This is a genomic window from Ensifer sp. 4252 (assembly GCF_050434565.1).
Taxonomy (GTDB): domain Bacteria; phylum Pseudomonadota; class Alphaproteobacteria; order Rhizobiales; family Rhizobiaceae; genus Ensifer.
The window spans coordinates 405,804-418,878 of sequence record NZ_JBNDIU010000001.1; the positions used below are offsets into that span (position 1 = coordinate 405,804).

Here is a 13,075-nt window from a genome sequence, read left to right on the forward strand (position 1 = left end):
AGCCGCGCAGGCAGCGATGGATCAGCCTCTGAACTTGCCGCTGCGCGGGAACCCCTTGGGCACGACGCGACCGGCAGAGGCACGATCGGCCAGCCACTCGATCAGCTCGTCCTTGCTCTTGGTAAAGACGCGGCCTGCGCTGTCTTCCCAGACGAGGCCGTCTGCAATTGCAAAGCAGCGGACATCGGAGATGCCGCCATCCTTGTAGCGCTGCAGGCGGACGCCCTTGCCCCGCGCCATTTCCGGGATCTGCACCAGCGGGAAGACGAGCATCTTGCGGTTTTCCCCGACCACCGCGACATGATCGCCCTTAACCGGCAGCACCAGCTTGGCTTCGTCGGGCATGGCGACATTCATCACCTGCTTGCCCTTGCGGGTATTGGCGACGATATCGCCCTCGGCAACGACAAAGCCGTTGCCGGCCGCCGATGAAACGATGAGCTTTCTTGCCGGATCGTGCACGAAGGCCGTCAATACGTCCTGGTCGTTTTCCATATCGACGATGATGCGCAAGGGTTCGCCATGTCCGCGACCGCCGGGCAGCTTGTCACCGCCGAGCGTGTAGACCTTGCCGCCGGTCGTGAAGACGAGAATCTTGTCGGTCGTCTGGGCCGGGAACGCCACCTTGAGCGCATCCCCCTCCTTGAACTGCAACGTCGAGGTATCGGAGATGTGGCCCTTCAGCGCCCGGATCCAGCCCTTTTCCGAGATGACGACAGTGATCGGCTCCTTCTCGATCATTGCCTGTTGGATGGCTTCGATGTCGGCGTCCGGCGCATCGGCAAAGGTGCTGCGACGCTTGCCGATCTCGGTCGCCTTGGCGAACTTTTTCTTCACCTCGCCGATTTCCCAGGCGACGGTCTGCCACTGCTTCTCCTCGGAAGCAAGCAGCGCCTCGATCTCGGCCTTTTCCGTCGACAACGCATCGAACTCGGTACGGATCTCGAACTCTTCCAGCTTGCGCAAGGAGCGCAGCCGCATGTTGAGGATCGACTCGGCCTGGAGGTCGGTGAGCGAAAACCGCTCCATCATCACGGCCTTCGGCTCATCCTCCTCGCGGATGATGCGAATGACCTCGTCGATATTGAGATAGGCGACGAGGTAGCCGCCAAGGATTTCCAGGCGCCGCTCGATTGCAGCCAAGCGGTGGCGCGAACGGCGCTGCAGGACGTCGCGACGGTGGGCGAGCCACTCCGTCAGCACCTCGTTGAGCGCCATGACGCGCGGCACGCGCCCCATCGACAGGACGTTCAAGTTGAGCGGGATGCGGCTTTCGAGCTCCGTCAGCTTGAACAGCGATTCCATCAGGATGCCGGCATCGACCGAACGGCTCTTCGGCACCAGCACGATGCGGATATCTTCGGCCGACTCGTCCCGGATGTCCTCCAGCAGCGGCAGTTTGCGCGCAACGAGCAGTTCGGCAATCTTCTCGATCAGCCGCGATTTCTGGACCTGATAGGGGATCTCGGTGATGACGATCTGATAGCCGCCGCGGCCGAGCTCCTCGGGCACCCAGCGCGCCCGCACGCGAAAGCCGCCGCGACCGGTGCGATAGGACTCCGCCATGCTCGCACGGCTTTCGACGATGATGCCACCGGTCGGGAAATCCGGTCCCTCGATGCCGCCCCTCTGCGGGTTGGCGGGATCGTAGAGCAGGTCCTCGACGGTCGCCTCGGGGTGACGGATCAGATGCAGCGCCGCGTCGCACAGCTCATGGGCGTTGTGCGGCGGGATTGATGTCGCCATGCCGACGGCAATGCCGGTCGCGCCGTTGGCAAGCAGGTTCGGGAAGGCGCCGGGGAGCACGGTCGGCTCCTGGTCTTCCTCGTTGTAGGTGGGACGAAAATCCACGGCGTCCTGATCGATGCCTTCCAGCAGAAGCGAGGCGACGTCGGTCATCTTCGCTTCGGTGTAACGCATGGCAGCCGCGTTATCGCCGTCGATATTGCCGAAGTTGCCCTGTCCGTCCACGAGCGGGTAACGGATGGCGAATTCCTGCGACAGGCGCACCAGCGCGTCGTAAATCGAGGCGTCGCCATGCGGGTGGAACTTACCCATGACGTCGCCGACGATGCGGGCGCATTTCTTGAACGAGGTGTTGGGCCTGAGTCCCATCTCGCTCATGGCATGAACGATGCGGCGATGCACCGGCTTCAGGCCGTCGCGGACGTCCGGAAGCGCACGATGCATGATGGTCGACAAGGCGTAGGCAAGGTAGCGCTCTTCCAGCGCTGCCTTCAGGTCAACCGGCTGAATATGATCATCCCCGCCAGACGGGGGAGTAAGGCTTTGTCCCATATGTTCTTGCTAGCGCAACAAACCCGGAACATCAAGGATTTCAGGGGATCGCGCTGTGGAGAACCACAAGGCGCCGCCGCCGCGCTATCGGACGACGCAGACCGGGCGCCGCAATGTTCATGCAACGCTTAAACGGTTATGGCATGAGTGAGTGATCGCCGTCGGTAACATCCCGGAAAGCATCCGGGCGGGGAAGCTGTGTGATTTCATCGACCGAATATAATTTCGCCCTGTTTCGTATTAGGTTCGGCTGCTGTTGATTTGGATGATTTGCGAGGGGGACATTGCGGGACGCGAGCTGGGGGGAGGATGGAGCCGCGGGCTTGGCATATTTCGTCAGCCGACACGGCTGTCCACCTCAGTTGACGCAGCTTGCCGACATGAACCAGATTAGCGACGCCGCATCTTCGACACAGCTAAACAATCAAATATTTTCACGAAGGAACTCGACAATGATGCATACGCGCAAGATCCGCCTGATGATGGCCAGCGCCGCACTCCTGACCCTGACCGGCCCGGCCCTCGCGCTGGACGGCGCGGACATGATGAAGAAGCTCGATGCGGCGACGAATTCGAACGGCACCACGCTCACCTTCGACAAGGCTGAAGTCAGCGGCGACACGGTGACGGCGTCGGGCGTCCAGATCAAGCTCGCGGGCCAGCCTGGCGACGCGCTGAAGATCGGCGACATCACCTTCGAAGGCGTCGAGGAAACCGAAGGCGGCGGCTACTACGCCGAAACAGTCTCCTTCCCGGACGTCAACGTCACGCAGGACGCGGGCAGCTTCGCCGTCAAGGACATTCTCATTTCGGGCCTGTCTATCCCCGCGAATCCAGCCGGCGGCACGATCAACGATATCCTGCTTTACGAAAGCGCCAGCACGGGCCCGATCACGGTCAGCGCCAAGGGCAAGGAAGTCTTCTCGCTCGAAAGCAGCGAAGCAAACCTCGCCCGCCAGGAAAACGATGCCGGGTTTGACTTCGACGCGACAGCCGCCGGCCTCAAGGCCGACCTTTCCGAAGTCGAAGACCCCAAGACCAAGGACGCTATCGAGAAGCTCGGCCTGACCAAGCTTGATGGCGCCGTGACCATGAAGGGCAGCTGGGAGCTCGAAAGCGGCAATGTCGCGCTCGAAGAATATGCCTTCGACTTCAAGAATGTCGGCCGGCTGAACCTTGCCGTCGACATCTCGGGCTACACGCTCGCCTTCATGAAGTCGCTCCAGGAAGCCATGAAGACGGCCGAAGCCAACCCGAACAAGGAAGAAGCCAATCAGGCGATGGGACTTGCGATGATGGGCCTGATGCAGCAGTTGACCTTCAACAGTGCAGAGGTCCGCTTCGACGACGCCTCCATCACCAAGAAGGCACTCGACTACGCGGGTTCGCAGCAGGGTGTTACCGGCGACCAGCTGGCGCAATCGCTGAAGGGCCTCGTCCCGTTGATGATGGCACAGCTCAACGTGCCGGAACTCCAGAACCAGGTGTCATCAGCGGTCAACACCTATCTCGACGGCCCCAAGAGCCTGACGATCAGCGCTGCACCGGAAAAGCCGGTTCCGTTCCCGATGATCATGGGTGCGGCAATGGGCGCGCCGAACACCATTCCTTCGGTCCTCGGCGTCAAGGTGACGGCAAACGATTGATTGCTAAAGTCATAACCTGACAATCGCCGCCGGCGACTTCGCAAGACCCGACGGTCATCGAAGTCGCCGGCGTTTTAGTATCGGCACTCGGTGCCGGCCTCGCCGGTTGAACGGACTGTTAAACCGACAGTCCCATCCTGGAATACTTGACCGTGCAAGTGTCAATCACTTGTCGCCCCGTGCTTTTCCGTTGAAAACCTGCCTTTCCACCCGCAGATTTATTTCGCGTGCCTTGCTTCCCAAGGTCCGCGCAGCCACTATTACTCGTGCGCCTCTCGCGAACGACTACATATTTTTCAGCATGACTTACCAACATATGACTTGAATGGCGCTTTGCCAGACCATCCCGTACTGCGCGATGTTTTCCACCATATGCCGCTATCGACGGGAGAACAAATCCCACCCCGATCCTATCGAAAACTGCGCCTGAGAAGAACAGCGAAGAATAGAAGCGGCGGGCTTCGTACTTCGGAATACGCCGCCTTGCGGCGAATCCTACTGAACTGAACGTCGAACGCAAAAGTATTTATTCTCCTTTTTCGACAGATCGGACGGCAATGGCTGGGTGGTTCCATCAACCGGTAAAGTTCAGGGAAGAGCTGTCGAAAGAGAAGTTCGAGCCCGCGCGCGCCGATTATTATTCAGGCCCACCGGGCAAGCCCCTCAGACTTCTGCTTCAGGCGAGAACGGATTTCCTGTCGATCTGGCGGAACAACGACTTTACGGAGAAGGTATCCCAGATCCGGCTGATCGGCCGGCAGGTCATTCTGGTCAACTCGCCCGACCTCATCCGCCAGGTGGTCGTCAAGCGTCACGAGAACTTCGAGCGCAAGAGCCCGCAGATGCGCCGGGCGCTCGAGTTCCTGCTCGGGGACGGCCTTTTCATCTCGGACGGCGACACCTGGAAGCAACGACGCCCCCTGGTCGCCGACATCGTGCATGCCAAAAGAGTGCCGGCCTTCGGCCCGGTGATGGAGCGCACGACCAGCGAACTGGTGGTGCGCTGGAACGGCATGGCTGATGGTGCGCAGGTCAACGTCCTGCACGAAATGGCTGGACTGACCGCCGAGATCATTGCGCGAAGCGTCTTTGGAAATCAGCTCGGCGACGATAGCGCGGCGGCGGTCACCGACAGTTTCACGAGCTACCAATCGCTGGTCGATTCGATCAATCTCGGCTACTTCCTCGGTTTCGACGACGGGCTGCCGATCTTGCGGACACCGACGCTTCGCCGCTCGGTCAAGCGTATCCATCAGATCATCGACAAGGTGGTGGAGGACCATCTGGAGGGCCGCGGCGATCACAATTCGATGGTTGAGCTGCTGATCCGTCGGCAGCAACGCAATCCGGAACTGAAGCTCGACCAGGTTGCCCTGCGCAACGAAGCGGCGACAATCTTCATGGCAGGCCATGAGACAACAGCCGCTACACTGACCTGGACCTGGTATCTCCTGTCTCGCGCCAACTGGGTAGAAAAGGCGCTCCATGACGAGATTGGCCGTGTCTGCGGCGATCGCGTTCCGACGATCGACGACGTGCCGCAACTCGAATTGTGCAAGGCGATCATCGAGGAGACACTCCGCCTCTACCCGCCCGTCCCCATTCTTGCGCGCCAAACGCGCCAGGCCGAAATGATCGGTGATATCGCCGCGGAAAGCGGATCGCTCGTTCTGATCGTTCCGTGGCTTCTGCACCGAACGGAGAGCCTGTTTGAGGATCCGCACCATTTCCGTCCGGACCGTTTCATGGGCGGACGCCGCCCGACGCCCTATAGCTACATTCCGTTTGCAAGCGGCCCGCGCGTGTGCCCGGGCCTGCATTTCGGTCTCACCGAAGCAATCCTGTGCCTGGCGATTATCGCGCAGCAGTTCCGGGTGGCCCTCGTCGACGGCCACAAGGTGGAGCCCATCTGCCGCCTGACGCTTCGGCCAAAGGGCGGGCTTCCCGTTACCCTTCATCGACGGCGGAGAGCATCCCATGACCACTGAAGAGCCGCGCGAAGCCGAGAGAATTGCCAAGCGAAAGGCGTGGACCTTCGCAAGCGAGGGACCGCCCTCCTTCGCAGACGCCCTTTCCGGCCGCGAGGGATTCAATGCCTTCTGGCGCTATTGGGTGACGGACAATCTCTGGAACCTCGCGCACCTCACCGGGCATTTCGGCATGAAGCTCCTGCCGATGGACGCCTGCTCCGACCTTGGCGCAGCACTCGGTCTGTTTGCCATGCCGCGCTTCCACAAGGTGGCATCACGACGGGCGCGAGAAACGATCAGCGCACTGCGACCCGATCTCAACGAGGCTGAACTGGAGGCGCTCTTTCGCGAAAACTGCCGGGCACAGGGTCGGCTGATGACCGAATTCTCCGTCGTGAACCGGTTGCAAAACAACCGTGACCGGCTGACATTGCACGGCCTTGAGATCATCGGCGAAGCGGCCAAGGCCGGCCCAGTCATCATCGTCGGCATGCATCTTGGCAACTGGGAAGTCGGCCCGACTGTCCTGCAAAGCATCAATGTCCACCCCCATGCCTTCTACCTCCCGCCCAAGGGCCGCGCCAAAGCCTGGATCGCCGAGCGCGTCCGCAGCAAGGCGGGCTTGCGGTTCCTTCCGCCGGGCGCCGAGGGCATTCGGCCGGCGATCAAGATCCTGAAGAGTGGTGGCGTCGTCAGCACGTTCTGCGACGAAGGTTTCGGCGGCTTCATTCGCGGACCGTTCTTCGACCGCAAGCCGCATCTCGAAGGCAATCTAGCGATTGCCATTCGTCTGGCGCGCATGACCGGCGCAACCATCTGCCCGTGGTACAACCTGCGCACCAAGGGCTTCCGCTTCGAATGCCGCGCGCTGCCCCCGATAAAGCTGCCGCCCGAAGAGCGTCCCGGCGCGCGACAGCTCGACGATATCCTGATGCTGAACAACGCCCTCGAGCCGGTTATCCGGGCAAATCTCGACCAGTGGTACTTTCTCGACAACTCCCTTCGACCGGGGTGACCCGATCGGGCCATGGCAACTACAGCGACTTCCGACGGCCTTTTTCGCGCGCGTGTGTTCCATGTTATGATTGCCGCTGCTTGATGCTCGCGCGCCGTCGCCTATCTACATTTGTCTGAAGACAAGACTCCAGCCCGCATTCCTGACCGATCACACGGAAGGAGAACGCCATGGGACTGAAACATGCTGATATCACCGCCATTCTTGGCCCGGTCGACGAAACGCTGATGGCAGAGCTGCTGGCTACCGGAGCCAGTGCGGCCGAACTCGCCGAAGCAATCGCCTGGGTCAACAATGACGAAGCGCTGATCGGCGAAGGACGACATCTGCCAGCCGGGCGCGTCGCGGCTTTAATCGACATTCTGACGCCGGATGACGGCGAGGAATGATCTATGGGGTGCTGAGGAGACGTCCGAAAAAGCAGATGTGATGACCATCGAGACGTCAGGAGCCATTTCGCGATGGTGGGCCACGTGACTGCGAGTTTCGTGTTGAGGGAGGCCGACAATGACAGCCAAGGAAGTCAAGTTCAGTAGCGATGCCCGCGACCGCATGTTGCGCGGCGTCGATATCCTTGCCAATGCCGTGAAAGTAACGCTCGGGCCAAAGGGACGAAATGTCGTCATCGAAAAGTCCTTTGGCGCCCCGCGCATCACCAAGGACGGCGTGTCCGTCGCCAAGGAGATCGAGCTCGAAGACAAGTTCGAGAACATGGGCGCGCAGATGCTGCGCATGGTGGCGTCACGCACCAGCGATGTTGCCGGCGATGGGACGACGACGGCAACCGTGCTCGCGCAGGCGATCGTCAAGGAGGGCGTCAAGGCGATCGCCTCGGGCATGAACCCTATGGACCTCAAGCGCGGCATAGACCTGGCCGTCGATGCGATCGTCGCTGAACTCAAGGTCCGCGCCCGCAAGATCGCCAACAACGAGGAGATCGCCCAGGTCGGCACCATCTCTGCCAACGGCGACACGGAAATCGGCCGGTATCTCGCCGAGGCAATGGAAAAGGTCGGCAACGAGGGCGTCATCACAGTCGAAGAGGCCAAAACCGCCGAAATCGAGCTTGAGATCGTCGAGGGCATGCAATTCGACCGAGGCTATCTCTCGCCCTATTTCATCACCGACCAGCAGAAGATGCGGGTCGAATTTGAAGATCCGTACATCCTCATCTACGAAAAGAAGCTCTCCAACCTGCAGGCGATGATTCCGATCCTCGAATCGGTCATCCAGGCGAGCCGCCCGCTGCTCATCATTGCCGAAGACGTCGAAGGTGAAGCTTTGGCAACGCTGGTCGTCAACAAGCTGCGTGGTGGCCTCAAGATCGCCGCCGTCAAGGCGCCGGGTTTCGGCGACCGCCGCAAGGCGATCCTCGAGGATATCGCGGTGCTGACCGGTGGCACGGTGGTTTCCGACGACGTCGGCATCAAGCTTGAGAATGTAACGCTGGAAACGCTCGGCCGCGCCAAGCGGGTGATGATCGAAAAGGAAAACACCACCATCGTCGACGGAGCCGGCACCAAAGCCGACATCGGCGGCCGCATCAGCCAGCTCAAGGCGCAGATCGAGGAAACAACCTCCGACTACGATCGGGAGAAACTGCAGGAACGGCTTGCCAAGCTCTCGGGCGGCGTCGCCGTCATCCGGGTCGGCGGCTCGAGCGAGCTGGAGGTGAAGGAAAAGAAAGATCGGGTGGACGACGCGTTGCACGCCACCCGCGCGGCAGTCGAAGAGGGCATTCTACCCGGCGGAGGCGTCGCCCTGCTGCGGGTCATCAGCGCACTCGACGGCATCAAGGTTGCTAACCAAGACCAGCGCGTCGGCGTCGAGATCGTCCGGCGTGCCGTGGAAATGCCGGTGCGCCAGATCGCCGAGAATGCCGGTGCCGAGGGGTCGATCATCGTCGGCAAGCTGCGTGAGAAAACCGACTTCGCCTACGGCTGGAATGCACAGACGGGCGAATATGGCGATCTATTCAAGATGGGCGTCATCGATCCGGCCAAGGTGGTGCGCGCCGCGCTGCAGGATGCAGCCTCCGTCGCTGGCCTCCTGGTGACGACGGAGGCGATGATCGCCGAAAAGCCGAAGGATGGCGCCGCGCAACCGCCCAGCGGTCAGGGCATGGACTTCTAAGGAACGGCCGCAAGTGCCCCAGGCTGCGAGCCGGGGCGGGTCAGGCCGAGAAGCCCGACAGCACCGAGCTCAGGCCGCAGCCCGCCGGTGGCGCGCGACCTCGGCGATGGCAAATTCGGCAATCGCCAACAGGTCCGCCTCCCCGGCCCCGTCCTGCGCCTGCACGGTCATTCCCTGCAGGATCGCGCCGATAAAGCGACCAAGTCCGCTCGCATCCGTGTGCTCGCGCAACTCCCCTTCTTCGATGCCACGGCGAAGCCGCGCCTCCAGGGCCGAGAGCGTCTGGCTGCGAAGAGCGGTCACGTGGCGCGCGATCGCGTCGTTTTCGACAGCGCAGGTCAAGACCGCAGTCGAGATCATGCAGCCTTTTGGTCGGCCCGGCAGCGAAAACTCATGCGCGGAAACCCGAAGCAGCTTGGCAATGGCGTCGACCACATGCCCCTCACCGTTCAGGTTCCGGCCGGCTGCGGCACCCTCCTCCTGCCGGTAGCGCTCAAGCGCCTCGCGATAGAGGTCCGCCTTCGAGACGAAGGCCGCATAGAGGCTCTGTGGCGTGATGCCCATGGCTGCGGTGAGGTCAGCGATCGATGCCCCTTCATAGCCGAGCCGCCAGAAGGTTTCGCCGGCGGCGGCAAGCGCGACATCCCGGTCGAAGGCACGCGGCCGACCGCGTCGACGACTAGGAGATTCCAAGGAATTGCTATTTTCCACAATGATCACTCTAGAATTACGTCCGCACCTGACGTATTCAGGAACGGTCATTGTGATTATAGGAGGTTTTCCACGATGAGTCTCCACCTCAAAAGCGCGGCCCTGCTCTCCGCGCTGCTCGCCTTTCCCGTCCTTGCGGATGATCACGGTCAATCGGCGCTGAAAACCCAGCTCGACCCGGTGATCGATCGCGCGATCGCCGAAAGGCGCATTGTCGGCACCGTCGTTCTCGTCGCTCGCGACGGCGAGCTTGTTTACGCCAGAGCCGCAGGCCTTGCCGACCGCGAGGCGAATCGACCCACGCGCCAGGACGACATCTTCCGCTTTGCCTCCGTGACGAAACCGTTGGTGACAGTGGCTGCGATGCGGCTCGTCGAGCAGGGGCGCATCGAGCTCGACGATCCCATCAGCAAATGGCTGCCGGATTTCCGTCCGAGCTTCGAAGGCAAGGAGGCGGCGATCCTGGTGCGCCACCTCCTCAACCATACTGCCGGGTTGGAATACGGCTTCTTCCAAGCACCGGGCGGTGCCTACGCCAAGGCCGGTGTTTCCGATGGGCTCGATCTCTCCCATATCACCCTCGACGAGAACCTGAAGCGTATCGCCAGCGTCCCGCTCACATCGGGACCGGGCGAGACCTGGCGCTACTCCGTGGCGATCGACGTGCTTGGTAGCGTCATCGAAAAAGCGACTGGCAAGACGCTGGACAAGGCTGTCGACGAACTGGTCGTAACGCCCTTGGCACTGGCCGACACCAGCTTCTCCGTGAAGCCGACGGACAGGCTGACCGCCGCCTATTTCGACGGCTCGCCTGCCCCTGCCCGCATGGAGGGTGATGCCGCAGTGCCGATCGGCGAAGGAAAGATGACCTTCTCGCCCGACCGCATCCTCGACGAAAACGCCTTCCCATCGGGTGGCGCCGGCATGGCCGGTACGGCGAACGATCTGCTGACGTTCCTGGAAACGATCCGCAAGGGCGGCGGCCCGTTGCTCTCGCCGGAGACAGTGAAAACGATGATGCAGGATCAGACCGGCCCCAAGGCGGAGACGCAGGGTCCGGGCTGGGGCTTCGGCTACGGCTGGGCCGTGCTCGTCGATCCCACGGCGGCGGGCACCCCGCAGTCGAAGGGCACGATCCAGTGGGGCGGCGCCTATGGCCACAACTGGTTCATCGATCCGGTCGAGAACATCACTGTCGTGGCGCTGACCAACACGGCGTTCGAAGGCATGTGGGGCCAGTTTACCCGGGACGTCCGCGACGCCGTCTATGCCAAGCCCTGACCCGATCGGTTGGTCAAAAATGAAAAGACCCGGCGGTGGGCACCGCCGGGTCTTTTGTTTCTTCGGTCTTTTCGGACCTTAATCCTTCTTCTGCGGGATCGGGCGAAGCGCCAGTTCACGCAGCTGGGCAGATGTCGCCTCGGATGGCGCGCCCATCAGCAGGTCGACCGCCTGCTGGTTCATCGGGAAAATCGAGATCTCGCGCAGGTTCTTCGCGCCGACCAGCAGCATGACGATGCGGTCGATGCCGAAGGCCATGCCGCCATGCGGAGGCGCGCCGTACTGGAACGCGCGGTAGAGACCACCGAACTGCTCTTCCACTTCCTGCTGCGACTTGCCGGTCAGCTCGAACGCCTTGACCATGACTTCCGGCAGCTGGTTACGGATCGAGCCGGACGCGATCTCGAAGCCGTTGCAGACCATGTCGTACTGGTAGGCCTTGATCGACAGCGGATCTTCGCCGTTCAGCGCCTCAAGACCGCCCTGCGGCATCGAGAAGGGGTTGTGGGCAAAGTCGATCTTCTTTTCGTCTTCCAGCCATTCGTAGAACGGGAAGTCGACGATCCAGCAGAATTCGTAGCGGTCACGGTCGACGAGGTTCAGTTCCTCGCCTGCACGCGTACGGGCTTCGCCTGCAAACTTGTAGAACTTCGACGGGTCGCCGGCGACGAAGAAGCAGGCATCGCCATCATCGAGGCCGAGCTGGCTGCGGATCGCATCGGTGCGCTCCTCGCCGATGTTCTTGGCGAGTGGGCCGGCGCCTTCGAGCTTCTCGCCTTCCTTGCGCCAGAAGATGTAGCCGAGACCCGGCTGGCCCTGGCTCTGGGCCCAGGCGTTCATGCGATCGCAGAACGCGCGCGAACCACCGGTCTTTGCCGGGATTGCCCAGACTTCGACCTTCGGGTTCGAAGCGATCATGTTGGCGAAGACCTTGAAGCCGGAACCGGCAAAGTGCTCGGTAACCGCCTGCATCTCGATCGGGTTGCGCAGGTCCGGCTTGTCGGAGCCGTATTTCCGGATCGCCGTGTCGTAAGGGATGCGCGGAAACTTTTCCGTCACCGGCTTGCCGTCGGCAAACTCGACGAAGATCTCGCGGATGACCGGCTCCATCGTCGACCAGACGTCTTCCTGCTCGACGAAGCTCATTTCGAGGTCGAGCTGGTAGAATTCGCCCGGCAGGCGGTCGGCGCGCGGATCTTCATCGCGGAAACAGGGCGCGATCTGGAAGTAGCGGTCGAAGCCGGCAACCATCAGCAGCTGCTTGTACTGCTGCGGCGCCTGCGGCAGGGCGTAGAAGCTGCCGGGATGGATGCGCGACGGTACGAGGAAGTCGCGTGCACCTTCCGGCGACGACGCCGTCAGGATCGGGGTCGTGTATTCGGTGAAGCCGACGTCGCCCATATGGCGGCGCATCGACGAGATGATCTGCGTGCGCTTGACGATGTTCTTGTGCAGCGTGTCGCGGCGCAGGTCGAGGAAGCGGTACTTCAGGCGCACGTCTTCCGGATAGTCCGGCTCGCCGAATACCGGCAGCGGCAGTTCCTTGGCGGCCGAGAGAACTTCGATCTCCTGGGCATAGAGTTCGATTTCACCGGTCGGCATGCCCTTGTTGACGGTGTCGTCCATACGGGCCTTGACGAGGCCGTCGATACGGACGACCCATTCGCCGCGGACAGTCTCGGCGGCCTTGAAGGCCGGGCTATCGGGATCGGCGACGACCTGGGTGATGCCGTAATGATCACGCAGGTCGATGAAGAGCAGGCCGCCATGGTCGCGGACGCGGTGGACCCAGCCGGAAAGGCGAACGGTGGAGCCGACATCCGACTTGCGGAGGGCGGCACAGGTGTGGCTGCGGTAGCGGTGCATCGTGTTATCCCGGAATTGCAAAGCGCCGCGCAGGCTCGCCGGAACGGCGCGCGGCAACATGATCAAAATCGGGCGGAAAAGCGCATGATGCGCCGGCTTTGTCAAGCCGAGACCTCCGCGCTCTCCGAGGGAAGCGCCGCTCACACCGGACAAAT

The 13,075-nt window shown here is 61.9% G+C and carries 9 protein-coding genes; 6 read left to right on the plus strand and 3 right to left on the minus strand.

Annotation, left to right across the window (positions count from 1 at the left end; translation table 11 throughout):
- Nucleotides 1-21: 21 nt before the first annotated feature.
- Complete coding sequence (parC, locus tag ABIE33_RS02040; RefSeq protein ID WP_429120741.1) at nucleotides 22-2,298, minus strand: DNA topoisomerase IV subunit A; 2,277 nt, start codon at nucleotides 2,296-2,298, stop codon at nucleotides 22-24.
- A 452-nt stretch (nucleotides 2,299-2,750) separates the two neighbouring features.
- Here parC and ABIE33_RS02045 point away from each other — a divergent pair, with 452 nt between their 5' ends.
- From ABIE33_RS02045 to groL, 5 genes are all read left to right on the plus strand, one after another.
- Nucleotides 2,751-3,944 carry a hypothetical protein gene (locus tag ABIE33_RS02045; protein ID WP_429120743.1) on the plus strand — a complete coding sequence of 398 codons (1,194 nt, stop codon included), beginning with the start codon at nucleotides 2,751-2,753 and terminating at the stop codon, nucleotides 3,942-3,944.
- Between the two features lie 557 nt (nucleotides 3,945-4,501).
- Nucleotides 4,502-5,932: a cytochrome P450 gene (locus ABIE33_RS02050; RefSeq protein ID WP_429120746.1), complete on the plus strand. Its 1,431-nt coding sequence runs from the start codon at nucleotides 4,502-4,504 to the stop codon at nucleotides 5,930-5,932.
- Nucleotides 5,922-6,929, plus strand: a complete 1,008-nt coding sequence (locus ABIE33_RS02055; protein WP_429120749.1) for a lysophospholipid acyltransferase family protein — start codon at nucleotides 5,922-5,924, stop codon at nucleotides 6,927-6,929. Before ABIE33_RS02050 ends, ABIE33_RS02055 begins: the two co-directional genes overlap by 11 nt.
- 170 nt (nucleotides 6,930-7,099) lie before the next feature.
- Complete coding sequence (locus ABIE33_RS02060) at nucleotides 7,100-7,318, plus strand: hypothetical protein (RefSeq protein ID WP_025426507.1); 219 nt, start codon at nucleotides 7,100-7,102, stop codon at nucleotides 7,316-7,318.
- Nucleotides 7,319-7,436: 118 nt separating this feature from the next.
- Complete coding sequence (gene groL, locus ABIE33_RS02065; RefSeq protein WP_429120752.1) at nucleotides 7,437-9,062, plus strand: chaperonin GroEL; 1,626 nt, start codon at nucleotides 7,437-7,439, stop codon at nucleotides 9,060-9,062.
- Nucleotides 9,063-9,131: 69 nt separating this feature from the next.
- Here the strand turns inward: groL and ABIE33_RS02070 are convergent, their stop codons facing one another.
- Nucleotides 9,132-9,782 (minus strand): TetR/AcrR family transcriptional regulator, encoded by a 651-nt coding sequence (locus ABIE33_RS02070; RefSeq protein WP_429120755.1) that lies wholly within the window; start codon nucleotides 9,780-9,782, stop codon nucleotides 9,132-9,134.
- 66 nt (nucleotides 9,783-9,848) lie between these two features.
- Here ABIE33_RS02070 and ABIE33_RS02075 point away from each other — a divergent pair, with 66 nt between their 5' ends.
- Complete coding sequence (locus ABIE33_RS02075; protein WP_429120758.1) at nucleotides 9,849-11,054, plus strand: serine hydrolase domain-containing protein; 1,206 nt, start codon at nucleotides 9,849-9,851, stop codon at nucleotides 11,052-11,054.
- A gap of 78 nt (nucleotides 11,055-11,132) precedes the next feature.
- Here the strand turns inward: ABIE33_RS02075 and aspS are convergent, their stop codons facing one another.
- A complete protein-coding gene (gene aspS / locus ABIE33_RS02080) occupies nucleotides 11,133-12,920 on the minus strand; it encodes an aspartate--tRNA ligase (RefSeq protein ID WP_429120761.1) in 1,788 nt (595 codons plus the stop codon).
- Nucleotides 12,921-13,075: the final 155 nt, after the last annotated feature.

Bases quoted from the DNA above. Each gene is read 5' to 3' on its own strand.
- parC (WP_429120741.1), bottom strand. From the start codon at position 2,298: ATGGGACAAAGCCTTACTCCCCCGTCTGGCGGGGATGATCATATTCAG.
- ABIE33_RS02045 (WP_429120743.1), top strand. From the start codon at position 2,751: ATGATGCATACGCGCAAGATCCGCCTGATGATGGCCAGCGCCGCACTC.
- ABIE33_RS02050 (WP_429120746.1), top strand. From the start codon at position 4,502: ATGGCTGGGTGGTTCCATCAACCGGTAAAGTTCAGGGAAGAGCTGTCG.
- ABIE33_RS02055 (WP_429120749.1), top strand. From the start codon at position 5,922: ATGACCACTGAAGAGCCGCGCGAAGCCGAGAGAATTGCCAAGCGAAAG.
- ABIE33_RS02060 (WP_025426507.1), top strand. From the start codon at position 7,100: ATGGGACTGAAACATGCTGATATCACCGCCATTCTTGGCCCGGTCGAC.
- groL (WP_429120752.1), top strand. From the start codon at position 7,437: ATGACAGCCAAGGAAGTCAAGTTCAGTAGCGATGCCCGCGACCGCATG.
- ABIE33_RS02075 (WP_429120758.1), top strand. From the start codon at position 9,849: ATGAGTCTCCACCTCAAAAGCGCGGCCCTGCTCTCCGCGCTGCTCGCC.
- aspS (WP_429120761.1), bottom strand. From the start codon at position 12,920: ATGCACCGCTACCGCAGCCACACCTGTGCCGCCCTCCGCAAGTCGGAT.